The organism is Bacillus sp. OxB-1, assembly GCF_000829195.1.
Taxonomy (GTDB): domain Bacteria; phylum Bacillota; class Bacilli; order Bacillales_A; family Planococcaceae; genus Sporosarcina.
Genome location: NZ_AP013294.1, coordinates 2,454,276 through 2,480,692, shown reverse-complemented (window position 1 = coordinate 2,480,692; position 26,417 = coordinate 2,454,276). Strand labels below are relative to the sequence as shown.

Sequence of the window (26,417 nt, the reverse complement as noted above, 5' to 3'; positions counted from 1 at the left end):
CACTGCAAATGATAGACTAGTAGGGGAAAATACATACTGGGAGGAAAACAGAATGTCAATTATAACAAGCCTGCAGGAGCGCAGAGCAATACGGAATTACGATGGGCGGGACGTGGAAGACGATAAAATCCGCCAATTGCTGGAAGCTGCCACGTGGGCGCCAAACGACCGACTGCGGGAGCCTTGGACGTTTTACGTAGTAAAAGGCGAAGCGAAAGAACGATATAACCGGCTGGCGGAAGAGTTTTTGCAAGAACGTTTCCCGACGAAGCCCCATTTGATCGAAAGTTCGCTGAAAGTGGTGCTGAGCACGCCAGTTCATATTATTGTGACGAGCGATATCGTGCCCGATGATCCGGACGCCACAAAAGACAATGTTTTTGCGGTCAGTTGCGCCATCCACTCGATGTGGCTCGCTGCACATGACCTCGGCCTTGGGTTTGTTTGGCGGACGCGCGGGGTCGGCCTCGTGCATGACGGACGGCTTCACCGATTCATCGGCTCGCCGGAAAATAAACAAATCATCGGCAACTTGTTCATCGGCTACCCGGATCCCGAATCACTCGCCAAGCTAAAAACTCCGGCACGCACGCCACATGAGGAGAAAACCGTCTGGTTGGATATGTAATAAGGTGACAGTCCCCTTTACAATTCGGACACTATTCTGAATCGTTTCCGAATTGTTTGGGTGACTGTGGACCTTTGCATATTTTCGGGGGCTCGTGAGTAAAGTTGAATATATCCGTGCGAAGGAGTGATCGAATGGCAAAATGCAAATCCTGTGGGGCAGATAAATCCCAATGCAAGTCTTGTAAGAAATGCTGATTGCAGCCACTCTTCATTATCATATACAATAGGGTAGCTCTTTAGTAGGAAGGGAGGCGAGAATCTGTTGCCAGGCTTGGAATTCGTTCTTATGAAGCAGTTGACATGGAATGGGCCGTTGCTTCTTACGCTACTTGGCATTGCTGCCCTATACTTGTTCGCCGTCCATCGATACGCCAAAGGGAAAACGATTCTCCTGCAACCCTTCTGCTTTTTCACAGGCTGTCTGCTACTGCTGCTAGTCGTCGTTAGCCCTTTCGCCATCATCAGCCATGTCTCATTCAGTTTACATATGATTCAAATGAGCATCCTGTACTTCATCGTCCCGCCTCTTCTCCTGTTAGGCATTCCGGAGCAACTGCTTCACCACCTGCCGCGTTTGCTGAAATCCAGATGGCTGAAAATGAAACCCTTTCCCCGAAACCTGACGCTTTATACTTTTGCTGCATTGTTCCTCCTCTATCACACCCCATTCATCCTGACATTTCTTGGTGGCCATCCTGCATTACTAAACAGCTATTTGCTTCTTTTATTCGCTTTGTCCTTCGGCATGTGGCACCCGATCGCGTCGCCCGATCCTTTGCTGCGGTTATGCACTTGCAAAATGAAACAGTATGCGTTTCGCAGCGGGCTTACGATCACGCCGGCCTGTCTTTTATTTATCGGGGCGGCTTTTTTACAAAATACGGCCAACCCGTTACTCATGCAGCTGACCGCACATATTTGCATCCCGTCTTCTTCAGGTGCACCGACCATCCCCTCCCTCGTTAGCCTGAAATACGACCAACTGCTGGCGGGCATTCTCATGATGTTGCTGCATAAATTCAGTTTGATCATGGTCCTTCGGCTGGAACGCAAAATATCTGCGCCCTTCTACGCGGAAGTGGAGAAAGAAGCTGGGCGTTGTCTATAAGATAAGCTTATGTAGAGAGGAGGGTGCTAGTGTAAAGAAATGAGATGGGAAGTGATTTACTTTGAGAATTTTTGATGCTCATTTTCATATTATCGATTTTGATTTCCCCATTGTTGAAAATCAAGGATATTTGCCGCCTAGTTATGTGGTAAAAGACTATCAAAAGGAAGCTGCTGAATTGAATGTAGCAGGGGGAGCGATCGTCTCGGGTACATTCCCAGGATTTGACCAAGACATCTATTTATGCACCAAACCGCGGCTTGTGCCTGTTCCTCCGCGATCGGTTTCGTAGGAGCTCCGATTCCCCCGTTGTTACGTGCCCAATTCAAACGGCCCCCGCATTCGCCGACGACTTAGTGTTCGTGTTCGTGTTCGTGTTCCTTCAAGACACTTAAAATCGTAAAGCTTTCAACAGCGGAATCGTGCTGACAACCTTCCAGTGTATAGTTGAATACTTGTTGCCCTTCCTCCGACACAAGCTCCGAGCAAGTCCTGTTCTCCTTCGCAGGGCTGTTTCCGCGATTTTTATTTTTCGAACGATCGATTTCTAAATTGAATACGGACCCGTCAAAAGCCAAGTCATACAATGTCGGGTCCCCTTCGAGCGTGTAATTGGCTATCCGGACGGAGGCAGCGTCATTCGCCTCTACACTTTTCAGAAATTGTTCGAACCGAGAGAAGTTATAAACAGGTCCGTTCATATTGATGACATCTCCATTTTCCACCGCTTTTTCGCTGTCATATGAACAGGCAGATAGCAGGCATGTCACGAACAGCAGCAATAGATACACCAATTTTCGCATGTCATCCCTCCAACAACGTACTTGGCGTTTCACCTTTACTCTATGCGTCAGAGGAGGGGCTTATCCCGCACACCCTGCCGTTTGCAAATTATTTTAATAGTGTATAATCAAGTGGAAATCCTTCACAATCATAACTGCCTAATTTGTTCGCATCCCTACTCCGGGTATGTCCCAACAAACAAAAGCCAGTTCAAATGGCATTCATTTGAGCTGGCTTTTTTTATTCAATCCTATCGAGGAGGAATGATTATGACTGGTGCATTGAATGGTATTAAGGTTTCGGATCTAACCCGCGTGCTGGCGGGTCCCTATTTGTAGAGGTCACCCCTACAATTCAAACTCTATTCTGAATCGTATTGAATTTGCGCAGGTGACTGTCACCTATCGAACCACAGTCTCTCTTTATCATCCACATCGCCATTATAATTGATGAGGATTTCATCCCCTGCTTTGATATCGGTGAAGGCGTAGAAGTCAAAGGTGTGATTGCCAAAATTGATTTCATACGTCGCGTTCGGCTCATAGGAGTGGTTGAACAACATCCCATACCCTAACAGAATGGCGGTATGGTTGATGCCATATTCGAAAGCGTAGTCCGCAAGTACCGTTTCCTCAATGTGGTGGTGCTGTTCGTTCGGGTACGAGATGACGGGCGCTTCATGTAAAATCTGTCCTTTTTTAATATCACATGTCGCAAATACCCCTCTATTGAATTCGCCATCGCTAATTGTAGATGTTTTTATTTCGATCAAATTAACCGCCTACTCACTTTTAAAATTTTATTGGTGACTGTCACCGTTACTACTCTAGCAGTTCCCCAAGGATTTCATATGAGCGCAGTCGATCTTCATGGGAATAGATGCCCGAGCTGATGATCAATTCATCCGCCTTTGTCGCTTGCAAGAAGGCGTCCATTTTGCGCTGGACCGTTTCTCGATCGCCGACGATGGTGGATGGCCAATTCATCAATTCTGCTATCGCTACCTTCTCATATTCGGAAAAGAACGTGTCCGGTTCATCCACCGGCGGCTTGAATTTCGTCGTAACGCCTCTGCGGATGTTCAGGAATTGTTGCTGATAGGAAGTGGCGAGCCGTTGCGCCTCCTCATTCGTATCCGCCGCGATGACGTTCACGCCAAGCATGACATACGGTTCCGCCAGATCTTTGGACGGCCGGAACTGCTGATGGTATAACTGCAGCGCCTGCATCAAATACCCCGGCGCAAAATGGCTTGCGAAGGAAAACGGCAGTCCTTGCTGTGCGGCAAGTTGCGCGCTGAATCCGCTGGAGCCGAGCAGCCAGATCGGAATGTCTTGCCCTTCTCCCGGAACCGCCCGGACGCGGGCTGTCGGATTGTATTCGAAATAGCCGCGGAGCTCCGCCAATTGCTCCGGAAAATCGTCCCCGCTGCTATGCAGCGTCCGGCGCAGCGCATATGCCGTCGCTTGGTCGCTTCCCGGCGCCCGGCCGAGCCCCAGATCGATCCTTCCCGGATACATCGCCTCCAATGTACCGAACTGCTCGGCAATGACAAGCGGCGCATGGTTCGGCAGCATGACGCCGCCTGACCCGACCCGGATCGTCTTCGTCGCGCCCGCCACATGGCCGATGATGACCGACGTCGCCGAACTTGCGACGCCTTGCATATTATGATGCTCCGCAAGCCAAAAGCGGTTGAACCCCCACTCCTCGGCATGCCTCGCGAGATCGACGCTATTATGGAACGACTGCCCGGCACCGCTGCCTTCGTTGATCATCGCAAGATCTAAAATGGATAAAGGAATGCCCTTATATTTCTTTGATGTTGTACTGATCACTTGAATCCACCTCTATTTTCAATCTACGGGAACACTATTGAATGTCCGTATGTCTTTTATCATATCGTTTTCAGAGGGCAGATTCCATTTCGGGGATTTGGAAGGGGAATAAAAGAAACGACGAGAGGCTGGACCACCAACTATGGCGGTCCAGTTCCAAGGGAACATCCTCATCATTCGCTCAATAGAACTTATCCCTCTCCGTCTTTTCCCGCTGATTCGGTGTCATCGGCTCGCGCTTCGGCTTCAAATTGCCGAGCTCGGCCAATTCCAACGAAATCTCCTCTTTCATGTCCCGTCGGTTCCCCGGTGTTTTCGGATTGGAATATAAATTACTATGCGCCCCTTGTTTCATTGCCAAACCTCCCGTATCGTTTTGCTGATGCAACGTTAATATGGACCGGTTTGCTCGTTTTATGAGAGGCATATTTCCAAGGTTTGCATCGGCAATCCGGCAGGAATTCGGGTTGATTCCCGTCAGCTGTCGTCTACCGGAATTCCCCTTTCCCGAAATCAAGATCCACCGCTTCATACGCAACGGGCTTCCAATCCGGCTCCGCAGGCACCTCGTTCAAATAGTTCTCAAAGTGGGCCGGGGAGAACAACGTGGACGGCCGCAAGTACTTTCGCATGCGTGGATCATTCTCCCATTGCTTCCCCTTTACGTCTATGACCGCCTTGAAGTCCTTCAACGCATAGCCTTCCGCCAATCTTTCGCGAATTAACTGCTGTGACCATTTCGCATTCGCCTTAAAGTCCTTTCCGGTTTTCGCATTTAAGTAATGAATGATTTCAGAGATGACATCGAGACTTGTCTCGCTCTTATCTTTTTTTAACTTCCTTTTAAGTTCTTTGGTTATTGGTGGGGACAACTTGTCACAGTCCTGTGGTGCCAGATTGTCGTTTCGGTTCGTGCCAACTTGTCCCTCCCCGTCAGGGCACTCCGCCCCGCTCAAAGGGACAAATTCACCTGACACCATTTGACACTTCGCGTAATCAATCCGGTACCATTTCGTCCGATCTGTTTTCATCCTGTTATAGGCGGATGTCGAAATGACATAGCCTTCCTCTTCCAACTTTCGCATCGTCCGCTTGATCGTCCTCTCCGACCAGAACGGAAACTCCTCCCGCCACTCCTCATACGTCTTATACACCCACACATGCCCGTCCTTATGATTTTTCGAAATGAGCGAACGAAAATGCAGTTGCTGCAAGATGACGGCCTCGTTGAGTCCCACCTGTTTCGCCAATGACGGAAGGATCAGCAACGGGGATTCGTTGATTAGTAAGTTCATGGTATTACCTCCAAAGAATCATTTACTTACTAAATAGAAACAAATACTCGAAAAGGATACAGGCTGGTCAAAAAACTTTAAAACCATTATGTAAAAATAAAATGCCCACTTCGAAAAGGGGCACCAGAAATTAGATGAAAAAATTATTCAAAACAGAGCCGTTACAGTTTGGAAAGATTCCGTTTCACATGCCGATACAACTCATCCGAACTCCAACCGAGACGGTATTGCAGTTCGTGACAAAACGCGAGCAGAAGGAACGAACCGTCCGAATTCATTTCAAATTGGATGCCTCTAGCGTCCAATTCAACGAGCAGCGGCCGCAGCGGTTCAAAATCACCGTTTTGATACAGAACATCGGCCCCTTCTTTCACTTCCAAGGCGAAACCGTCCATATTCTCTTTCCGCAGCCTATCTTCCGCCGCCTCCGACATATGATAAACGGCCTCAAACAGCAAGTCGATTTTCCCGTTCGTCAACTTAGCCGTTCCAATGAAAATCCGCATCACTTCATTCTCAAGCATTCGGATCAACGCCACTTCTTTCCTGAAAGGTTCAAGCGCATTCAGGATATTCATATAATACCAAGACTGCGAACGCTTTCCGCGGTTGAACCTCGACCAGACCGCCTCGCCCACCTCCCCGATATCGGATTGGATCGAACGGATATTATGAAGCTTATCCGCGACGATGACGGCCAGCTGATCCGGACTCTTTGCCGGCAGCTCTGCAATCGTCCGAAGTTTCCTCTGTTCCCACGGCAGGGATGTATCCGGTTCGGAGGCGGCTTGCACCAATTCGAGGACGTAAGGGCCAAAGCCCGACAATTCCTGTTCCGTCGCATCCGTGTCCTCCAACGTATCATGGAGCAAACCGGCGGCCACGACTTCATCAGGATATCGATGGTGCTTCAAAATCATCGCAACCGCAAACGGATGGGTCATGTAAGGGATCGTTGTCCCCTTCCGATATTGTCCTTCATGTTTTTCCAAAGCGAATTGGAATGCTTTTTCGATAATATTCATGATGCCCTCCTTTCTCCGTTCAATCCACCGCAGCGAGCGCCTCTGTCAGCCGATCATAGCATTCAATAAACCACTCAAAGCTCTCCTCATAAGCCGCTTCGTTGTACACATCCCCGCTTTTTGAATAAAGGACCCGTTTCGCCGCACTCGTTTTGCGGCTCGTATACCATTCCAGCTGAAACCCGCAAATCTCCTCAATGTCCGTCTTCTTCTCTTCCAGCCTTTTAAACGCTTCTTCATTATAAATATATAAACCGATACGCAAAGTCGACTTGCCGATTATATTGAAAAATAAATGATAATCGCTTTTTTCGATATTCACATCATACCAGTTCTGTCCATACGGCTTCCGGGACCCGATATCCTCGCCACGTCCCTGTTTGCTACAATACTCGACGAAGGCGTTCCAGAAATTCAGTTGCAATTCACCCGTTGTCTGGGATCCTTCCTCGGAATCCGCTTCACTCGGCAAAATCCCAGTATCCTGCGGAAGCTCCGGCAGTTCGTCCCGTTCCTCGTTCACGAATCCGATATGCAGCAGTTCGAGCATCTGCGCTTCATCCGCAAACTGGATGTCCCACCGCTTTTCCACGAACCTCAATAGTTTCATCCCACGGGCCAAAATGCGTGAGGCGTCCCAATCCGTTTCGCGGGAAACCTCGATTTCGGAATGAGACCCGTCCTCATACCCCCGACGTCCGTTCACCTTCGAAAACTTCTTCAATTCAAAACTGTCATTTTGCAAGGCGGAATTCACACTTTGCGACAACGGCAATAAATTCCCCAAGGAAGCGGACAGGTACTTAATCTCCTCTTCCGAATATTGTCGGAACTGATTTCGCCAATACCATTTCGTCGGTGTTTGCGGGAGGATATGCTCGATTGTGACCCGGTCTTTTTCAACTTTCGTAAACGGCGTCCACCCTACTTTCTCCACCCCTGTTTCAACGGCTTTCTCAAATTCATACTCATACAATAAATACCGCAGATCGCGCCAGCCGTAAAAACCATCCCCGTTTGAAAACCGCTTCGCCATGCGTGCCAAGAAGCTCTTGATCGCGTATTCCATATCGTCGTTCGTCACTTTCAACAAGGATTGGGTGACATTGTCGAGAGTCGTCTCTCCCCGATACAGTTCACGGGCCTTCCGGTAATAATCGCTGCTTTTATAACTTGCCTGGGACCCCGCCATCCGGAACGACAAAAAGATGAACCGTTCAATCGCACGAAACAACGAAACACGTTCTGCAGCTGCCGAACTATGCTGCAACGCAAGCGACGCGGTGACGAGTGGTCTGAAATGGCCGATCCCTATGCGATTCAGCCGTTCCAGCCAAATCTTCTCTTCGTAAGTCAACCCGCTCTGCTCGGGGAAATATGTATAAAACCAAAACTTCGCCATGTCTTTCAAACTATTGACGTAAGCGGCAATATCACCCGGTACGAGCTTACTGACGGACAGGACGGGCTCCGCATCCTCCTCATCTTCTTCCAAGCCGACTTCGGAATCCATTGCCATGGCGGCAACAACCTGTTTTTCATAAATATTCTTCGCTGCGAACTGACTCAACAAAAACTTTATATAGTCGTCTCCCCTTCTACGGGAATACTGGAAATACATGATCCAATGCGCCCGTAAAAACTCGTCGTCCGACAGCGGCGAGTTTTGATTGCGCCCCAGTTGGAAATAGATCTCTTTCCAAGCATCATTGATCTGTTTCCTCAATTCCACCTTGTCCATTTCATCCAACTGCTCCTCATCGTAAAGCGTCGTCAGATAAATGAGACGGTTTTTCAGCAACTCCAAATTCGTCAGCTTCTTCCCCCGGTTATTCATCGTTTCGAAAGCGACAAACACATCATAATCGTCCTTGATCTCATGAATAGTGAACATCAGCTGCAACGTGATCTTGTGGAAAACCTTTTCGATCCCCTCGAATCCTTCCGATTCATACAGCATGGCGAGGCAATCCGCAAAGAACGACTTCGCATACTTCAGATTTTGCGTGTAATACGTTTCATTGACCGTGCCGCTATACGGCTCCCCATACACTTTATATGTAAGATAATCAGCGCTTGGGTTATCCGTCTCATATCCGAATAAATACGTCGTGATCAAATTCTGCGGCGGCCGTTTCTGCGAAATATACTTTTGGCGGATCGACTTCAACGTCTGATAGCAAAGGACGATCTCCTCCTCGCTCTTGCCAGCATGACATTTCAGGCCTTCCACAAACGCAATGATTTCATTGACAAGAATGGAAAAAGTAGTAAGGCGCTGCTGCCCGTCTACTACATGATATGCCTTGTATCCCGAATTCAGGAGCCACACATCATGGTTCCAGCTATTTGACTCAGCCTTGGGCACAGCCTTCAACGACAGTAAACCGGTATAATGGTAGCGCTCCTCCTGCAAATTCACGACATCTTCCCAAAAATCCACAAGCTGACTCCGTTTCCACGCATACCCTCTTTGGTAATCCGGGATACGGAACAGCTTATTCTGATATAACTCCGAAAGGGATTGTAATTCACTCATGATGGACCTCCAAGTAAGTTTTGACAGGAACCTTACCAAGATGCTGGAACAATTCAGCACTCAGCCAAAACAAGGCACCTATAATTTCTATAGACAAAGAAATTCTTCATAATTCCGTGCTATGAACAAGTATAAATAGTATCACTAGCTATTGCCTGTTTGGATTCATAAATATTCGCAAATGCCCGTGCTTGTTGTTCTAAAGCCGTTTTTGAACAGTTGATAAAATTTAATTGAGTATACGGAGCAAGCGGCTGGGCCAAATCAAACAATCGCTCAATGGCATATCTATTCTTCGAATAGCCACTATACTCCGTCCAATGGAAATTATGCTCTTGAATTAACTCATGAAGTGGCGCAAAATCTGGATGGTAGTAAATAAACGTCGGTATACATAATGCCCCCATCAACTGAATTGGGTCACTGCTCTGTTTGCCACTTTCATCAAAACAGATGGTTAGCTCTGTAATCTTGGCATTGTCCATGCTACACTCACCCCTCCCCTTGACAAAATGTATGTATATCTGTGATAATATTTCATACCAATAAGGATACGGATAACTCACGTCACTCGTACATGCGTTTGCGTATCAGAGAAAAGGGACTCATGTCACTCGTGCATGGTTCCTTTTTTATTGACTAATACGTCTATTCCATGCAACATGTTTTTTCTAGTTACAACTAGGTTCAATCTCTTCATAATCTTCAGAATAAAATATCTGTTTTAATCAATCAAATTCTCCTTAATTCCTCTTTTTACTAGTAATCTTTTTATTAAAATGTATGAGCGGGTAACTCTTATTTATTATTTCTTCTTCACATGTCATATCTCCACAACTGATCAACTTTGCATTCTGTTCCGAAGCAAGAGGAATTCTTATTGGTCAATTTGTATTATCAATTGAACTAATACTATATTACCAATAAAGTTAGACTCCTACAATCCTTCCAATTGGTGTATTATCCATAGCTACAGTAGGGTCCCTCAAGGGTGTCTGTGTAATTGACACAAAAAATCCATCCATGACGAGTCTCCAGGATGGATTTTACTTTATTGGGGAATGACAGCCGTCTGCTTCATCAACCAGGCACCGAAGCCGCAGCTGCTTGATCGGCTTTTGCACAGTCAATCGCCACGACGAGCGCGACAAGAAGTGATTCCGTTTCTTCATTTTCAATTTGCAGCTGGTAGCTATCGCCCCAGGTGAACCATTTCTTGCGGACGGACCCGATCACTTCCCCGTTCTGATACACTTCGAAATTCATGTCCCACCAATTTCCCCGCACTTCCATACCTACCGCGTCGATCGAGTAACGCGATTTCAGGAAGGAAAAGTGCTTCTTAATCGTCACGGTTTCTTGGCCACTCACTTCCACAAAGAAGGTCGGCAGGAAACTAAAAGTCTTTTTTGTAATCAACGCGACTTCCTTCCTCGCTGAATCCGTAATGGAAAACGTCTTTGGAATCCGCAGGAAACTCCCTTCCACGAAATACACTTCATTCTCCTGCTCATCTTTCACCGAAAACTTACCGCTCAGACTAAACACCTTTTGTTTAATATACAGCTGTCTCATACAATCCCCTCCAATATCGGAAAACCATTCCGAGTCAACTATCCAAATGCGCATCCAGCACTTCAGCCACTTTCTCCCTTCCCGTTTCCGACGTCACAATACAGCTGACGGCGGATCGCTTCGTCTGGATTTTCAGTTCATACCCGCCATTCACTTCGGGAGAATATCCGTAGAAGCGATGGTTCGTATCAATCGGCACAAAGTGATAGGATCGGATACTCTTCCAGGGCACAAACCGCCCACCGCTCAAAATCCCGTCCTTGACGATGGCAAACAAGTTCCAGACTTGAGATAAATTAAAGAAAATCGGGATAAATACGAGGTAGGCAGGCCAGTTCGTATTACTGCTGAACAAATTGCCGATAACGAAGATCGTCAAAAAGAGGAGCGTAAGGCCATTCATGAAAAAGCCGGTTTTTTGATGAGATATCCCCGGTAAATCCACTGCTTTTTGCGGCTGTTTCCGAATCGTTCTCCAATCCTCTTCCGTTTTTGGGAAAACAGCAGATTGTTTCATTTTAATTAAAAGCCGAAAGAACCGGTAATAGAAATATCCTAAACATAACAAGAACAAGATGCCAGTTACTATTTTCATCCGAACCATCTCCCTGTGCCACACGTTCAATCGCATAATTCTTTATCTTTTTATACGTGCTACCATGCCAGAAGTTTCATTTTTATATATATAATATCTTGAATTTGGCCGGAATGGGGGGAAAGTACGATGATGTTTTGGGTTTAACAAGTAAAAAGGTGGGGCTGTCCGAAAAGTCCAGGCACAGAGTTGGATACTAGCAAAAAGCAAGGGCGCCGGGAGACTCCTGCGGGAAAGCCGGCCGACGAGACCCTGCACGGCTGTAAGCCGGAGGAGGCTCGTCGGCTGGCCCGCGGAAAGCGACCAGAGCCCTTGCTATTTGCGTGTTTAACCGGAAAATCCACTTTCTGGACAGCCCCACCTTTTCATTTACTTACTGAGCACTTAATTCAACGGCACGATCATAAATCGCTTGTCCGGGTAAGCCTCTTCCTTCCACCTTTTCTATCCACTTGTCAATCGTTGGATTTATAAGGAATTTCCATTCATCGAGTTCCTCTTCACTTAACTCATAAATTTCAACGCCTTTTTCTTTCGCTTGCTCCACAGCGTCTCTTCCGGATTGATCGTGAAGGGCGGCCGCTTTCATGGACAATTTTTCACCAGTTAATTCTCGAATGGCGGTTTGGTTTTCTTCACCTAGCGAATCCCATGTATTTTCGTTCATCGTTGCGTAAAAAGTCGTGGAATAAAAATTGCCGACCGTGGCATAGTTAATCACATCTATCAAACTATGACCGAGCAACGCTTCCCATGGTGCGATCGTCCCGTCGACCACCCCTCGTTCAAGGGCTTCATACGTCTCGTTCATCGGCATCGAAACTGGCGTGGCACCGATTGCTGTCAGCCACTCATTCGTTTCCGCGGATGGGGATCGAATTCTCATTCCTTTTAGATCTTCAAGACTCTTCACCGGCTTTCCAACTGTAAAGATTTGGCCTGGATCGGAAGTGAACAGCCATAAAGGAACCGTTCCCGTATATTCTTCTTCAAATTCCGGGAATTCCTCATACAGCTGCCATAATACTTTTGCCCCTTTTTCCCCTTGATCACTCATGAATGGAAGTTCCATCACTGAAGTGAGTGGAAATTGGTTCGGGTTGTAACTATTCACGCTGAAACCGATATCGATAGCACCTGTGGCAGCTGCATCGAACTGCCCATCCGAAGCCGCCAATGATGCCCCTGGATAGGACGTAATTTTCACCTGTCCATTCGTCGCTTCTTCCACATCAGCAATCAACTCCTTCACCGTGACCGTTTCTTGACCATGACTTGGCGGCCATACATGAGACAAATCCAACGCAATCGTACTTGCAGATCCTGCGTCCGCATCAGTTCCCGCTTCGGCTTTTGGGTCGTCGCTGCCACATGCGGCCAACATCATGCTCGTCGCCATTCCGATACATAATAGAAGAGACTTCTTTTTGATCGATGGTGCTTTCATTTTTTCACACTCCTAAATTTTCATTCTCTACTTTGTGAATTTATGAGATTTGTTGTAGGATGGTCATAAAAGATTAACGAATTTCAACTATTGATGAATGAAAGACGTGGTTTCATTGACTCCTACTATAAAAAACGAGCTTCAATCACAAAACGAACTGAATCGATTGTACTTTCATATCCACCGGATTGATGAAAATACGAGATCGGCCGATTGGCAGATCGATAAAGTGGACCGTCCGTATGCTGTTTTTTGGTATGTGGTTTCCGGTGAGAAAACCATTTTTATCGATGATGTCAAATACATAGTCCGAGCCGGGGATTTCGTGTTATTTCCCTCCCAGACCTCTTTTAAAATACTAGAATCCGACACAGGAACGCCCATGCATCATTTGGAAATCGCTGTAGAGATCAAACTCGGACCGTTTAATTTGATGACTTTATACGATTTTCCAATCATCACCAATTTAATTGGCACAGCGATCGAGACACCGTTAATCAGTTTGTGGAGACGGCTTAAAGCCGAATGGACACCAGACATTCGAACTCCTTTTTCTCCTTCCTATGGAGAGTTGAATTTCGGTCTGGACCAGACGATTGAACTTCTTCAGTTCAACGCCTTAACGCTGGATTGGTTTATAAAGGTCTTCACCTTGCTGCGACCGCATGCAGACAAATTATTTCCGACGTTCGATCCGCGCCTTCAGCAACTTTTCACTTTTATTGAACATCATTTGAATGAAAAACTAAGCTTAAAAAGTCTTGCCGAAGAAGTTTTCTTAAGTGAAAGCCACTTAAGTCTTCTGTTCCGCCAAAACGTGAAAATGGCGCCGATGGAATACGTCCGGAATATCAGATTGCTAAAGGTCCGTAAATTACTGTTAACAACGAATCTCTCTCTGAAAGAAATCTCAAATCAAATCGGCTTTGATGATCAAAGTCAATTGAGCCGAGCTTTTCGCCGGGCTACAGGAATTAGTCCAACCGAATATCGACGTAAGGGCGATTTTATTTAAAAGATAAGAGGGAGGCCGTCTCCCTTTTCCCCTATAAAAACATCGCTAAATTCATGACCGTCAAGACGGATTGATCTGCATAAACCGTACGTGAAGCGACTTTCCAGTCACCATCTACTTTTCTAAGAAGGTCCTCCCGCTCGCCGAAAATTTCTTCCGTGTTCGCCTCGGAACTTCTGCTCCGTTTAAATAGGAAATAGCTGATCACTTTATATTCATCTGGAGCGCCGGTTTGTTCCACCATCACATTACTAATAAAATGCCTTTGTCTCGGCGCCGGATCATCTACCCAAGCGGATTTCATATAAAGTCTTTCCACTTTCATCGTAATGTCTTTTTTCGTATCTGAAAAATACGTCATCTCCTGATTCAAATTGGATCCCATTTTATTTTCCACGGTCACACGCAGCGGCATGACATAGGTAATATCCTCCGCCAGCAAATCAAGCCATTCCCGATAGTTGCGATGGTCCAGTAAATACGCTTCCCGATAATAAAATTTGGTGATTTCTTCTTGGAGTGACAATTGCATCTGCCCTTGCATCAGCCCTCACCTCCGGATTCCTTCGTCATCAGTTCCAACCAATATTTATGCATGCTTCTCGCGATATGGTCAGTGTAACATGTCGGGTACGCTTCACCCGGCCCGGGAAAGGTTTCATCGATTTCCACATTATCAAAGCCCATGAGATAGTTCGCCATATTGTTGTAGCTTAGCGTCCGATCACGTGACATAGTCCCGGAACTTGCTTCAATAATGCGCGCCCAATTTTCCGTGTCATCTTGCTCCAATGTGCCGGCCGCCCCGAACGTTGCGAGGAATCCTTTGTACGAGTTTTCTTTATACTCTTCAGGAAGCGCCTTGTCGATCATATACCAGACCCAGATTTCAATTTTATCGGGCCCGATCGGCCGCCACACCCGCCAATTGAGGTGGTTATGCCGGACCCCCTCCGATCCGCTGCAGGAACTGAGGAAGGATAGATTCGGGAAAACGCCGCCCACAAAGTTCGTTACTTTCGAGAAGATTTCCACTTGCTTCTCATTTAAATTCCTTTCAAACATCTGCCACATATGCTCGGGCATCCCCTGATACTTATTGGCCGATGCCCCGGTTGCAGAGGTGATGACATTAATCCCATGGCCATTTTGCAACACGACTTGGTGTCCATAGGACGCATATAATGGATCGGACGGCGTCAGCTTCATTTCCGTAGCGGATCTATGCGTTGTCTGCACATGATAAGGATCCGCCGCAAAGTTCTCAGCTGTCATTTTCCAGTTCGCTTTCGCAATCCATCGCTGCGGCACTCCCCTGACTTCCATGCCTCCATCACTTCTACCGAGCATAATGTCAAAGTAGAATTTCATGTCTCCTAAATAATCTTCTAACGACATGGCATTCGGATCGAGATTGCCGAAGATCATCCCTTGATAGCTCTCCACTCTAGGTACCGGACGCAACCCCCACTCGCTTTTATCCATTTTTTCACCATACACTTTATTCCCGGCGACAATCCCGATCAATTCCCCGTCCAGATTGAAAGTCCACCCATGATACGGACATGTATGCGCTTTCTTATTTCCGTAATCTTCGGTGCACAGACGGGTGCCGCGATGAGAACAAGAGTTTAGAAATGCTTTGATCTCACCCTTTCGATTTTTCATGAGCAGGATCGGATCATGGACCATCATCCTCGTAATATAGCTGCCGCTTTCTTTCAACTCGGATTCATGCGCAAGAAAAAGCCAAGTTTTGCTGAATACTTTTTCCTGCTCCAACTTGTAAATCTCCGGGTCGGTGACCACCCACTGGGGAAAATAGCCCTCCTCCAACTTTCCTTGCATTTGTTTCAATTCTTCGATGATCAAATTCATAACCCCCTCCGACAAGCTGTTAAATTAATACGAAAATTATGATTAGTTAAAAGTGTAGCATCCGCCAATTTCTTTTAACATCACCTAATCCATTGTTGATTTGACATAAGTTATTATTTAGATCAGGTGACAGTCACCTGATCAATTTAAAAAACCGCCCATATATAAAGCCTTGTATAATCTTCGAGAAGTTAAAAAGGGAAAGTAAATACTATATGATCTACTGCAACGTCCAGGGAATAAAAAAAGATGACACCTGTAGAATAACAGAGGTCACCTTTTGAAAACTGGGTAGGCTTTTTTTATATGTCCTTTAAAAAGGGCACATTTTAAAACAGCGAGGTCTCGCTATTTCAAATGGATTTTTTAACGATCCGAATGCATCATTTCATCAATTGTTCAATGAATTCCATTGGGACGTATGTTTTTGAAGGTTCCAGGAGTGCCGGGGCTACGTCGAAATAACGCAGCGCCTTGTTATAGCCGTATGCTTTTTCTCCGCGTGTAATTGTATAGGAAAGGGCGCCCTTGGAGAGAATTGCCCCATTTCCAGTCGATTCCACTTTATACCCGAGTTCTTCGGCCAGAAGGCGTAGCGGCACCATTTTGGTCCCTTCCACTTCGTAAGAATCAGATGCGATGATTGTTTCGATGACAGAGTCCGTCTCCTCTTCCTTGACAGGTTCCTGGCACCTTCTACTCAAATCTACACATCAAGACTGCTCTTGCCCATCTTTCGTCAAAAGCATCGTTTCTTGCTTCATGATTTCGACGAAATGCTTTAAAATCTTCCCCGTCAACCCCCAAATGGTATAAGTTCCATAATCAAAAAACCATTCTTCCAAATATCGGGTTCTCCATTGATACTGCGCCCCGTTGATAATTTTGTCAAACGGAAAATCGTTTGGCGGTACGGGCTCCACAATGACCCGGTGCATATACGGCTCATAATGCAGCAGCCATTCGACGGGCACGGTGAATACTTCTGCGACCTCGTCTTTGTTGTATGAATGGATGATTTGATCGTACTCGATCGCTGCCACAAACGGATAAATGACAAAGGAAGGGGTGGCCACATACGGACTTAACTGCCCTAAAATCTCTACCGTGGCAGGATCCACCCCTAGTTCTTCCTGGGTCTCCCGTAAAGCCGCCGCGAGCGGAGACGGATCCGTTGCATCAATCCGGCCGCCCGGAAAACAAATATCGCCCGGCTGTGTGCGCATCGTGGCAGCACGAACTTCAAAGAGGACATGCCACTCATCCCCCACCTGCACCAATGGAATCAACACCGCCGAACGCAAAGCCGTCTCCTCCCCGATGAACCGGGATTGATTTTGCTGCAACTGTTCTTTCAATTGAGTACGGAACATAAAAAACCCCTCGCCTTATAAAATAGTTTATCTTATCGTAGCATTGACTGATGGTTTGTGGAAGGAAAGCAGAACTCGCTCTGTAAAGGTGACAGTCACCTAGGCAAACCACCCATAAAAAAAGAAACGCATGCCACTCGCACATGCGCTCCCTCGAAAAGGTCACCTAAACAATTCGGAAACTATTCTGAATCGTGTCAGATTTGTAAAGGTGACTGTCACCACGTCAATCCGCATAATAGTTCCTCAGCCCAACCTGGATATCTTTCACATCGGAATCATGGATGAAGAACAAGGATTTATGGACTTTTCCATCACTGCCGGTCATTGTAATCGTATTGTTTTGGATTTTATACGTTCCTTTTTGATCCTTGCTGGAACCGCTGGCGTTTGTCGAGATGTCGCTATTTGCCGTCAAACTGCCTATGCTTATGCCTGATAGCTCGAACGTTCCATTTTTGCGGAGGTTCAATGTGTACGTCCATGAGTTGGCTGCAGGCGTAACGCCAATCAAGCCGGAGTAGCCCCTATAAATATACTTATTATTAAAAGTGGTCCCTTTCGGAACAGGCTCAACTTTAGTTAATGTAATCCCGTTGATCATAAGAAACCCACTTTCCGACTTCTTGATAGGCAGAGATTTCCCGTTGCTCAGCTTGAGCTGCCCCTTGCCGATCGAGTACGTCAGACATTTTTCCTTTTTGCAATTAATCGTTTCCGGGCCTCCGTTCGCCGGCGGGCCGATCAATACTTTTTTATTCGGCAAGAAGGTGTAGATGTCCCAACACATGCCGGCGCATTCATATCCGCCAAAATCACTCCGGAATCCTGCATACATGCCGTTTAATTTATTCAAATCTACAGGCGTCTTCGGCTTTTTTTGTATTTTAGGCTTTGGGTCCGCTTTTTTCTTGGCTGCCTCTTCCTTAGCTTTTGCATCCAAGTACTTTTTTACCTCTTTATCCAATTCTGCTTTATCAATATGATTATCTTTCATAAATTTCGTTGTAAGAATCGAAACTTCCGCGACGTAAGGGTCCCAGTACACAATAGCCCCCGTAGCATCTCCCACCAAGTGAAGCGGGACTTGCAATGCCCCACCAATATTTTCCGCTGCCGCTTCTAGAGTGATCGTTTGATTATTTACTTTCGCCTTTTTTTCTCCGGCAATTAACGAAACCGCCGTCTTCTCACCGTCTTGTAACGTAAGCAATTGTTTCTTCGGCTCCCAAATGACCTTCATCCCCAATGATTCGAAGACAGCCCGTACCGGAACGAAAGTGGCGCCATTTTTGATCTTAGCCGGAACATTGGTTTCCAACTCTTCCGTATTCAAATAGATTTTAATGATAGAGTCTGATGACCTTGCAGAGGCTTTCCCTTGTTGCGAACATACTCCAATGACAAAAATGGCAGCAAGACAAACAAGCAAACGGAAAATACGACCAGTCATATTACAGCCTCCTCCCATATTTACAACTGAATATTCAGTATATGTTTCAACTGTAACGTTTGCCAGTTACGAAAGTATTATTTCCATATTTTAGGCAAATATGAGGAGCTTCCAATTAAAAATGTTAGCTTCTAGAAAATAATGTTATAATAGATAGAATAGTTGAACGAATAAGAGGTGTATCAATATGTATAAATTTGTTATGCCTGAAATCATCTTTGGAAGCGGTTCCATAAATCAAGCCGGCGAAAGCTGTGCGCGTCTCGGGGCACGAAATGTGCTCATTGTGACAGATCAAGGGGTACTGGATGCGGGGTGGGTGGAGTTTATTGAACAAAGTTGCCAGGAAGCGGGACTCGCTTCGGTTCTTTTCTCAGACATCAGTATAAATCCGAAAGAGATCGAAGCCGAAAACTGTGCGCAAGTTTATCTCAAAAATGAATGCGACGCGCTCATCGGAGTCGGCGGCGGCAGTGCCATTGACATTGCAAAAGCAGCTGCGATCCTGGCAACCAATGGCGGACATATCCGTGATTATGAAGGGGTGGATCGCATTTCCAAGCCTCTTCCTCCACTTGTCATGGTCTCGACGACGGCCGGTTCAGGTTCGGAAGTGTCTCAGTTCTCCGTAATCGTCGATAGCGAACGTCATATCAAAATGACGATTGTTTCAAAGTCGTTGGTCCCGGATATCGCAATAATCGATCCCGACGTACTGGCTACAAAAAGTGCGCGTCTTACGGCATCCACTGGGCTGGATGTGCTGACACACGCAATCGAATCCTTCGTCAGCATTGCCGCTACCCCGCTGACGGATGTGCATGCCAAAAATGCGATCCGCTTGTCTTCCCAATTCCTGCGGCCATCCGTCGCTTCCCGCTTTAACATGGAAGCGAAAGAGAAAATGGCGATGGCCAGCCTTCACGCCGGACTCGCCTTTTCCAATGCCATCCTCGGTGCTGTCCATGCCATGTCGCATACAATCGGGGGCCGCTACCCTTTTTTGCACGGCGATATTAATGCCGTCCTGCTTCCTCACGTCATGGAATTCAATGCGCTGGCTGCACCGGAGAAGTTCAAGACGATTGCTGAATTGATGGGAGAAAACGTCAGCTCCCTCTCCGTCTCAACAGCCTGTGAAAAAGCGGTAAGCCATGTAAGGAAACTCGCGGTCGATATCGGCGCGCCTTTAACATTAGCTGAAATGGGGTTTGAAGAATCAGCCATTCCCGTCATCAGCGAAATCGCGTTATTGGATGCGTGTATGATCACCAATCCCCGTGATATTTCAGCGGAAGAAGTAGCGTATCTTCTTCGGCAGGCTTTGTAGGTGTTTGCGATGAATCGACTTGAAATGATTGATTTATTAACCGGCGTCCAGTCTTCCAAACGGAATTATTATTCTGAGCTAAAAACAACAGTAGACCAATTAAAAAAGAAAAACAGCCAATTGGAAATCATCAATGAAGTGATGCGCAGTTTTACGGTTGATTTTTCGGTAGCGCATATGTTGGAAAATGCCCTTGCCAAACTAAAGACCGTGTACCCGATTGATCGAGTCAGCGCCGCCCTGGTAGATGACCATAAGCTCGCCCTATCCTATGTCTATCCGGAACATGATATTTACTTAGAAAAAAACACGCTTTTCCCGAAGGAGGACTCGCTCTATCATAAGGTCTTTACAACAGGACAATACGCCTTTTATGACGAAAATGAAAACGAAGCTTTCTTTGAAAAAGAAGCATTCCAGCATCTTGGTCTCGCCTCCGTGCATCTTTTCCCATTGAAAAGCAGTGGAAAAACGATTGGGGTATTGTCGCTCGGCAGCCGAACCCATTTTCAGTGCGATGAAGACGACATCTCTTTCTTTTTTCATTTTGCAGATCAAATAGCGGTTTGTATGGAAAATGCACGGCTTTACGGAGAAGTGCTAGCTGGAAAACAGCAGTGGGAAGAGACTTTCCGAGCCGTCTCTGACGCAATTTTGATCATCGCTCCCGATGGCACCATTTTATCAAGAAATGATGCTGCTCGGTTGGACTGGCCATTTGACATCGGGGAAAATATTGGCCAATTCATGGAACAAGCCGCTCGGTCCACAGAAGACCCTTTTCAAATGACCATTCAAACAAAAAAACCGCAGTCCGCCGAACTGCATTATAAAAACAAAATTTATGATTGTTCCTGCTACCCGCTTTTCGGAATTGACGGCTCCATTGATGCGGTTATTCTCTACCGGAAAGATGTGACTGAAAAACGTCTCATGGAAGCGCAGCTTATGCATTCCGGACAGTTGGCGGCCATCGGGGAAATGGCGGCAGGCGTTGCACATGAGCTGAATAACCCGCTAACCGCCATCATCGGCAACACACAACTTCTATTGAGGACCCAGTCTGCAAATAAGGACATCAAACCATTGCTCGATGACATCGATCAGTGCGGGAAAAGATGCCGGACGATTATCCGCAGCTTGCTCGCTTTTTCACGCCAGGAAATCCCTATCTTTAAACCTTGTTCGCTCAGCGATGCCGTCACAGAAGCTCTTCGTTTGACCCGCAGGCAAATTGAACAGCATCATATTTCAATTGAAGTAGATCTCGATCCTGCCCTTCCTCTATTGAACGGCAACTTACAGCAGCTCGTACAAGTGGCCGTCAACTTGCTGATGAATGCCAAAGATGCGCTGACCATCGCTCCGGTAGATGAAAAGAAGATTCACATTCAAACTGAATTCCAAAACGAATCTGCCATTTTATCTATCGCAGATAATGGGATAGGCATCGCGAAAGAAGTGCTTGACGACATTTTCCATCCCTTCTTTACGACAAAAGATGCCGACAATGGAACCGGGCTCGGCTTGTCCGTCAGTTTGGGGATTGCACAAGCGCATGACGGGACATTATCCGTCACAACCAATGAAGGCAGCGGCACTACATTTTCTCTGTCCATTCCATTATCTGCTGAAAGGCTGTGAAAACTTGAAGCATATTTTAATTGTTGAAGATGAAATAGAACTCGGCCGATTCTTATCCCGTCTTATTGAATTAAAAGGTTTCAAATCAACACATGTCAAAAGTGGAGATGAATTAGATAGAATTTCTGATTTTTCGTCGTTCCAACTCGCCTTCATCGACGTTCGGCTTCCTGATCGAAACGGCATTGATGTGTTGAAGATGATGAAAAGGCAAGCACCGCATTGTCCCTGTGTTGTGATGACCGGTTACAGCACAGTAAAAATTGCGGTAGACGCCATTAAACATGGGGCAACGGATTTTATTGAAAAACCATTCGAAGATATTAACGCAATCGATCAATTGATTGACCGTCTTCTATTGGATCAACCATCCAATGCGGGGGAAGAAGCGAAATATGAACGGATCGCCCAAGAATTGGGTTGCTTTTTAGGGACCAGCCGTCCCATGCATCAGCTTTATGAACTCGCCTATAAAATTGCCTCTAAGCAGATTACGGTTTTAATAGAAGGCGAAACAGGCACTGGAAAAGAAGTGCTGACCAAATTCATCCATGCGGCAAGCGAGCGGTCTGCCGGTCCCCTGCTGAACATTAACTGTGGCGCCCTTTCCGAATCGCTTTTGGAAAGTGAGTTATTCGGCCATGTAAAAGGCGCTTTCACCGGGGCCATGACAGATCGGGCCGGTTTTTTTGAAGCTGCTTCATCAGGCACTTTATTTCTTGATGAGGTAGCGGAAGCCTCCCTATCGACTCAAGTTAAATTATTGCGGGTGCTCGAAACAGGCGAGTTCATGAAGATCGGAGGCACGAAAACGGAGCGCACATCCGCCCGGATTATTGCTGCTTCACACGTCAATCTCGAAGAAGCCGTACAGCGCGGGGCTTTCAGAGAGGATCTATTATTCCGGCTCGATGTTGTGAAATTGATCATCCCTCCCCTACGGGAACGACAAGAAGACATTCCACTATTGGTCGACTTGTTCCTGAAGCGTTACGGGGAGACGTTCACTTTTTCTCCAGACGCATTGGAACTATTGAGCCAATATGATTGGCCGGGAAACATGCGGGAGCTATCCAATGTAATCCGGAGAACAGCCGCCATCTCAAGCGAAGGGGCTGTCATCACACCCGATTTGCTGCCAGTTCGACTCACAGGACAAACTAAATCTTTTCCTGTTGCTCCATCAGTCGAACCCGTTCGTTTCCCCGATGAGTGGAACAAATTTTCAAAAAAAGTGATGGACATTTATAACGGGCAAGAACAACGCTCTCTGGACGACGTGCTTTCCCTTATTAAAAAGATGGAAAAACGTACAGCCGCCGCCCTCATCAAAAAATCGCTTCACGAAACAGCAGGCTGCCGGAAAGAAACCGCCCAAAAACTCGGAGTTACCCAAAGAAGAATCCGCTATTATTTGAATGAAACCTAAAAAAGAGGGCTATCCTTCCGGTTCGTCATATACCAAACCGGAGGACACCCTCTTTTTTCTGCTATTAAAAGAACCCTTGCTTATTTTCCGCATAACTGACAAGCATATTTTTCGTCTGTTGATAATGACTTAACATCATCAAATGGTTTTCCCGACCGATTCCCGAAGCTTTGTAGCCCCCGAATGCGGCATGCGCCGGATAAGCGTGGTAACAATTTGTCCAAACACGTCCCGCTTGGATCCCGCGCCCGAAACGGTATGCCGTATTCATATCACGCGTCCACACACCCGAGCCTAAACCGTATAATGTATCATTGGCGATTTCCAATGCCTCTTCTTTGTTCTTGAACGTAGTCACGGATACAACGGGACCAAAAATTTCTTCCTGGAAAATGCGCATTTTATTATTTCCTTTAAAAACAGTCGGTTGGATGTAGTATCCACCTTTCAACTCGCCTTCCAATTTATTTTGCGCACCGCCGATGAGGCATTCAGCCCCTTCCTGCTTCCCGATATCCAGATAGGAAAGGATTTTTTCCAGTTGTTCGGTCGAAGCCTGTGCCCCCATCATGACGGTCGGATCCAGTGGATTTCCGATTTTAATCGCCTTCACCCGTTCCAAGGCACGCTCCATGAATCGATCGTAAATGGACTCTTGGATTAGGGCACGCGATGGACAAGTGCAAACTTCCCCTTGATTCAACGCGAACATGACAAATCCCTCAACGGCTTTATCCAGAAACGCATCGTCCTCAGCCAGCACATCCTCAAAGAAAATATTTGGCGATTTTCCTCCAAGCTCCAACGTTGCCGGAATGATATTTTGAGAAGCGTACTGCATAATTAGGCGTCCCGTCGTCGTTTCACCCGTAAAAGCAATTTTCCCGATCCGCGGATTGGATGCCAGCGGTTTTCCGGCTTCCAGCCCGAACCCGTTGACCACATTCAGCACGCCTGGCGGCAATAAATCCTCAATCAATTCCACTAACACCATAATGGATGCCGGCGTCTGTTCCGCCGGTTTCAGCACGACACAATTCCCCGCAGCAAGCGCAGGAGCGAGTTTCCAGACAGCCATGAGCAACGGAAAATTCCACGGAATAATCTGCCCGACAACCCCGATCGGCTCATGGAAATGATACGCAACCGTATCGTCATCCAGCTGACTGACGCCGCCTTCTTGCGCTCGTATGGCAGAAGCAAAATAGCGGAAATGATCGATTGCAAGCGGCAAATCCGCATTCAATGTCTCGCGCACCGCTTTTCCGTTTTCCCATGTCTCCGCCACGGCGAGCATTTCCAGATTCTGTTCCATACGTTCTGCAATTTTCAAAAGGATATTAGAACGGACTGCAACAGATGTCTTTCCCCATTTTTCTTTCGCAGCATGTGCCGCGTCCAAGGCCAGCTCAATATCTTCAGCGGTCGATCTTGCGACTTCGGTAAACTTTTTACCCGTTACCGGCGTTACGTTCTCAAAATAGAGACCATTGACAGGAACTGTCCATTTTCCGCCGATGTAGTTGTCATAACGCTTTTTATAATTTACTATGGCTCCTTCCGTATTCGGAAAGGCATACACTTTGTTCTCGATAGCTTGCACCATCCATGATCCCTCCTCGTCCCATCCTCTATCTATTTGGCAATTAGGTTGCTTATATCAATCAAATGTCAATACGATTCGTCCGTTGATTTTCCCGTTCGTCATTTTATCCAAGATGTTATTCACTTCGGAAAGCGGCGCGGTTTCAATCTGGGCCTTCACCTTGCCACGCGCAGCAAAATCCAGTGCTTCTTTCATATCGATTCGTGTACCGACGATGGAACCTTTCACGGAAACGCCATTTAATACCGTGTTGAAAATAGGGATTGGCAACTCATCATTTGGCAATCCGACTACGACGAGCGTACCCCCGCGTTTGACCGAGCGATAGGCCTGTTCAAATGCACTCTTCGTCACGGCAACACTGATAGCCGCCTGCACTCCGCCGACTTGAGCTTGAATCGCATCAGCCGGATCCCCTTTCAAGCCATTCACCGTTACATCGGCCCCTAAATCTTTCGCAAGTTCAAGCTTTTCATCTGCAATGTCAACTGCCACTACATTGAATCCCATCGCTTTTGCATACTGCAACGCGACATGCCCAAGTCCACCGATTCCATAAATCGCGACCCAATCACCCGGCTTCGCTCCACAGACTTTAAGCGCCTTATAAGTCGTCACACCTGCGCATAAAATAGGGGCCGCATCCACAGAACTGAGACCTTCCGGAATTTTTGCCACGTAGTCCGCTGCTGCCAGACAATATTCTGCGTAAGCCCCGTCAACAGAGTACCCACCATTCTCTTGGTCAAGGCAAAGCGTTTCCTCGCCGCTTAGGCAATAATCACATTCCCCGCATGCCGAATACAACCATGGAATCCCGACACGATCTCCCACTTTCACGGATGTCACGCCCGGCCCAATCGCTTCTACGACACCGACCCCTTCATGCCCCGGGATGAGCGGAAGTTTCGGTTTGACTGGCCAATCGCCATTCACTGCATGCAGATCGGTATGACATACCCCACATGCTTCCATTTTCACAAGTGCCTGACCAGGCCCTGGTGTCGGTTTAGGCAGCTCCTGAACTGCCAATTCCTGTTTGAATTCGCTTACAACTGCCGCCTTCATGACCGATTTACCTTTTTGGACATTTCCTCTTTCGACTGCTGCTTTCATGAATGATTCCTCCTTTTTTGTTGTTCATTCTAACTATTGCAAAAAGCGTGCCAACTTGAAAATCCCGCTGACTCTGCGTTTTTTAATTGGAAAAATCGATAAAACGGCGAAACGGGCCGATTTTTCGGCTGAAATTGACAGGAAAACGGCAAGGCGTAAAGGAGCGATTGAATTTCAATTGGCGACAAGGCATTGCATAACGGTGGCAGGCTCCTGTTGAATCGGCATCGGTCGGGGAGTATAATGGATAAAATGAGGTGAATCGGATGGAAAATCAATTGATCGAAATGATGGAAAAAGTGATGGAGAAACTCTCTTCCGTTGAATCGGAAGTGAAAGGCATGAAGACGGGCATGGGGGACATCCAGTCTGACATGGATAGCATGAAATCTGAGATGAACGGTATGAAATCCGAGATGAACAGCATGCAATCTGAGATGAACAGCATGAAATCTGAGATGAATACAAGATTTGACGCTGTCGATAGTAGGTTGGATCGAGTTGAAGCCAAATTAACAGGGGTCGGAGAGCATTTTGAGGAACTGTCAAAAAACACCTTACACGTCAAAGATAATTTGACGAAAGAACTTCGATATATTACTCATAAAGTGAATGAGTTGGACCGGGAACTCTTTATGCGCACCTCGCCGCAATAAAAAAAGAACAGCCCTTTTGCAAACTAGACAGTTTAGTTCATGTCGATTTTGCAAAAGGGCTGTTGTTTCTTTCAAAGGAAAA

24 protein-coding genes and 2 pseudogenes are annotated in these 26,417 nt (G+C 46.7%); 8 read left to right on the top strand and 18 right to left on the bottom strand.

Annotated elements, in window-relative coordinates:
• Positions 1-52: 52 nt before the first annotated feature.
• From OXB_RS12175 to OXB_RS12165, 3 genes and pseudogenes are all read left to right on the top strand, one after another.
• Positions 53-628 (top strand): nitroreductase family protein, encoded by a 576-nt coding sequence (locus OXB_RS12175; protein WP_041074603.1) that lies wholly within the window; start codon positions 53-55, stop codon positions 626-628.
• A gap of 264 nt (positions 629-892) precedes the next feature.
• Positions 893-1,738 (top strand): cytochrome c oxidase assembly protein, encoded by an 846-nt coding sequence (locus tag OXB_RS12170; RefSeq protein WP_052484010.1) that lies wholly within the window; start codon positions 893-895, stop codon positions 1,736-1,738.
• A gap of 61 nt (positions 1,739-1,799) precedes the next feature.
• Positions 1,800-1,982 (top strand): annotated as a pseudogene (locus OXB_RS12165) (amidohydrolase family protein); the annotation flags it as partial.
• A 109-nt stretch (positions 1,983-2,091) separates the two neighbouring features.
• Here OXB_RS12165 and OXB_RS18010 read toward each other — a convergent pair.
• The 11 genes from OXB_RS18010 to OXB_RS12115 all read right to left on the bottom strand — a co-directional run bounded on the left by OXB_RS18010 (position 2,092) and on the right by OXB_RS12115 (position 12,835).
• On the bottom strand, positions 2,092-2,541 hold the full coding sequence (locus OXB_RS18010; protein WP_052484009.1) for a DUF4362 domain-containing protein: 450 nt from the start codon (positions 2,539-2,541) through the stop codon (positions 2,092-2,094).
• A 377-nt stretch (positions 2,542-2,918) separates the two neighbouring features.
• Positions 2,919-3,293: an SET domain-containing protein gene (locus tag OXB_RS12155; protein WP_041074599.1), complete on the bottom strand. Its 375-nt coding sequence runs from the start codon at positions 3,291-3,293 to the stop codon at positions 2,919-2,921.
• A 49-nt stretch (positions 3,294-3,342) separates the two neighbouring features.
• Positions 3,343-4,359 carry an LLM class flavin-dependent oxidoreductase gene (locus OXB_RS12150; RefSeq protein WP_041074597.1) on the bottom strand — a complete coding sequence of 339 codons (1,017 nt, stop codon included), beginning with the start codon at positions 4,357-4,359 and terminating at the stop codon, positions 3,343-3,345.
• Between the two features lie 181 nt (positions 4,360-4,540).
• Complete coding sequence (locus OXB_RS19065) at positions 4,541-4,714, bottom strand: hypothetical protein (RefSeq protein WP_173426014.1); 174 nt, start codon at positions 4,712-4,714, stop codon at positions 4,541-4,543.
• A 133-nt stretch (positions 4,715-4,847) separates the two neighbouring features.
• A complete protein-coding gene (locus OXB_RS12145; RefSeq protein WP_041074595.1) occupies positions 4,848-5,654 on the bottom strand; it encodes a conserved phage C-terminal domain-containing protein in 807 nt (268 codons plus the stop codon).
• Between the two features lie 161 nt (positions 5,655-5,815).
• The gene (locus OXB_RS12140; protein WP_041074593.1) at positions 5,816-6,679 is read right to left on the bottom strand and encodes an HD domain-containing protein; all 864 of its coding nucleotides are present in this window, start codon (positions 6,677-6,679) and stop codon (positions 5,816-5,818) included.
• Between the two features lie 19 nt (positions 6,680-6,698).
• The gene (locus tag OXB_RS12135) at positions 6,699-9,218 is read right to left on the bottom strand and encodes a DUF4268 domain-containing protein (RefSeq protein WP_070098205.1); all 2,520 of its coding nucleotides are present in this window, start codon (positions 9,216-9,218) and stop codon (positions 6,699-6,701) included.
• A 119-nt stretch (positions 9,219-9,337) separates the two neighbouring features.
• Positions 9,338-9,703, bottom strand: a complete 366-nt coding sequence (locus tag OXB_RS12130; protein ID WP_041074591.1) for a hypothetical protein — start codon at positions 9,701-9,703, stop codon at positions 9,338-9,340.
• A 595-nt stretch (positions 9,704-10,298) separates the two neighbouring features.
• On the bottom strand, positions 10,299-10,793 hold the full coding sequence (locus tag OXB_RS12125) for an LURP-one-related/scramblase family protein (RefSeq protein WP_041074589.1): 495 nt from the start codon (positions 10,791-10,793) through the stop codon (positions 10,299-10,301).
• A gap of 34 nt (positions 10,794-10,827) precedes the next feature.
• Positions 10,828-11,388, bottom strand: coding sequence for a hypothetical protein (locus tag OXB_RS12120; RefSeq protein WP_041074586.1), 561 nt, complete (start codon positions 11,386-11,388; stop codon positions 10,828-10,830).
• Between the two features lie 373 nt (positions 11,389-11,761).
• A complete protein-coding gene (locus OXB_RS12115) occupies positions 11,762-12,835 on the bottom strand; it encodes a TRAP transporter substrate-binding protein (protein ID WP_084212463.1) in 1,074 nt (357 codons plus the stop codon).
• A gap of 97 nt (positions 12,836-12,932) precedes the next feature.
• Here OXB_RS12115 and OXB_RS12110 point away from each other — a divergent pair, with 97 nt between their 5' ends.
• Positions 12,933-13,850, top strand: a complete 918-nt coding sequence (locus OXB_RS12110; protein WP_041074584.1) for an AraC family transcriptional regulator — start codon at positions 12,933-12,935, stop codon at positions 13,848-13,850.
• 31 nt (positions 13,851-13,881) lie between these two features.
• Here the strand turns inward: OXB_RS12110 and OXB_RS12105 are convergent, their stop codons facing one another.
• From OXB_RS12105 to OXB_RS12085, 5 genes and pseudogenes are all read right to left on the bottom strand, one after another.
• Positions 13,882-14,394 carry a 3-phenylpropionate/cinnamic acid dioxygenase subunit beta gene (locus tag OXB_RS12105; protein ID WP_231860312.1) on the bottom strand — a complete coding sequence of 171 codons (513 nt, stop codon included), beginning with the start codon at positions 14,392-14,394 and terminating at the stop codon, positions 13,882-13,884.
• Positions 14,394-15,728, bottom strand: coding sequence for an aromatic ring-hydroxylating oxygenase subunit alpha (locus tag OXB_RS12100; protein ID WP_173426013.1), 1,335 nt, complete (start codon positions 15,726-15,728; stop codon positions 14,394-14,396). Before OXB_RS12100 ends, OXB_RS12105 begins: the two co-directional genes overlap by 1 nt.
• Positions 15,729-16,111: 383 nt before the next feature.
• Positions 16,112-16,381, bottom strand: a pseudogene (locus OXB_RS12095) (stalk domain-containing protein); the annotation flags it as partial.
• A gap of 60 nt (positions 16,382-16,441) precedes the next feature.
• Entirely contained in the window at positions 16,442-17,101 is a 660-nt protein-coding gene (locus tag OXB_RS12090; protein WP_052484008.1) for an NUDIX hydrolase, read from the bottom strand.
• A gap of 226 nt (positions 17,102-17,327) precedes the next feature.
• Entirely contained in the window at positions 17,328-18,554 is a 1,227-nt protein-coding gene (locus OXB_RS12085) for a copper amine oxidase N-terminal domain-containing protein (protein ID WP_041074578.1), read from the bottom strand.
• A gap of 181 nt (positions 18,555-18,735) precedes the next feature.
• Between OXB_RS12085 and OXB_RS12080 the strand changes: the two genes are divergently transcribed.
• From OXB_RS12080 to OXB_RS12070, 3 genes are read left to right on the top strand one after another with little or no spacing between them, the layout of a single operon-like run.
• The gene (locus tag OXB_RS12080; RefSeq protein ID WP_041074576.1) at positions 18,736-19,884 is read left to right on the top strand and encodes an iron-containing alcohol dehydrogenase; all 1,149 of its coding nucleotides are present in this window, start codon (positions 18,736-18,738) and stop codon (positions 19,882-19,884) included.
• Positions 19,885-19,893: 9 nt separating this feature from the next.
• A complete protein-coding gene (locus OXB_RS12075; RefSeq protein WP_041076711.1) occupies positions 19,894-21,528 on the top strand; it encodes a GAF domain-containing sensor histidine kinase in 1,635 nt (544 codons plus the stop codon).
• Positions 21,529-21,532: 4 nt separating this feature from the next.
• A complete protein-coding gene (locus tag OXB_RS12070; RefSeq protein WP_041074574.1) occupies positions 21,533-22,957 on the top strand; it encodes a sigma-54-dependent transcriptional regulator in 1,425 nt (474 codons plus the stop codon).
• A 64-nt stretch (positions 22,958-23,021) separates the two neighbouring features.
• Here OXB_RS12070 and adh read toward each other — a convergent pair whose 3' ends face one another.
• Both adh and adhP read right to left on the bottom strand, forming a co-directional pair.
• On the bottom strand, positions 23,022-24,563 hold the full coding sequence (gene adh / locus OXB_RS12065) for an aldehyde dehydrogenase (protein WP_041074572.1): 1,542 nt from the start codon (positions 24,561-24,563) through the stop codon (positions 23,022-23,024).
• Positions 24,564-24,617: 54 nt separating this feature from the next.
• A complete protein-coding gene (gene adhP / locus OXB_RS12060) occupies positions 24,618-25,631 on the bottom strand; it encodes an alcohol dehydrogenase AdhP (protein WP_041076709.1) in 1,014 nt (337 codons plus the stop codon).
• A gap of 314 nt (positions 25,632-25,945) precedes the next feature.
• On the opposite strand from adhP, the gene OXB_RS18005 reads away from it, so the two are divergent.
• The gene (locus OXB_RS18005) at positions 25,946-26,335 is read left to right on the top strand and encodes a hypothetical protein (protein WP_052484006.1); all 390 of its coding nucleotides are present in this window, start codon (positions 25,946-25,948) and stop codon (positions 26,333-26,335) included.
• Positions 26,336-26,417: the final 82 nt, after the last annotated feature.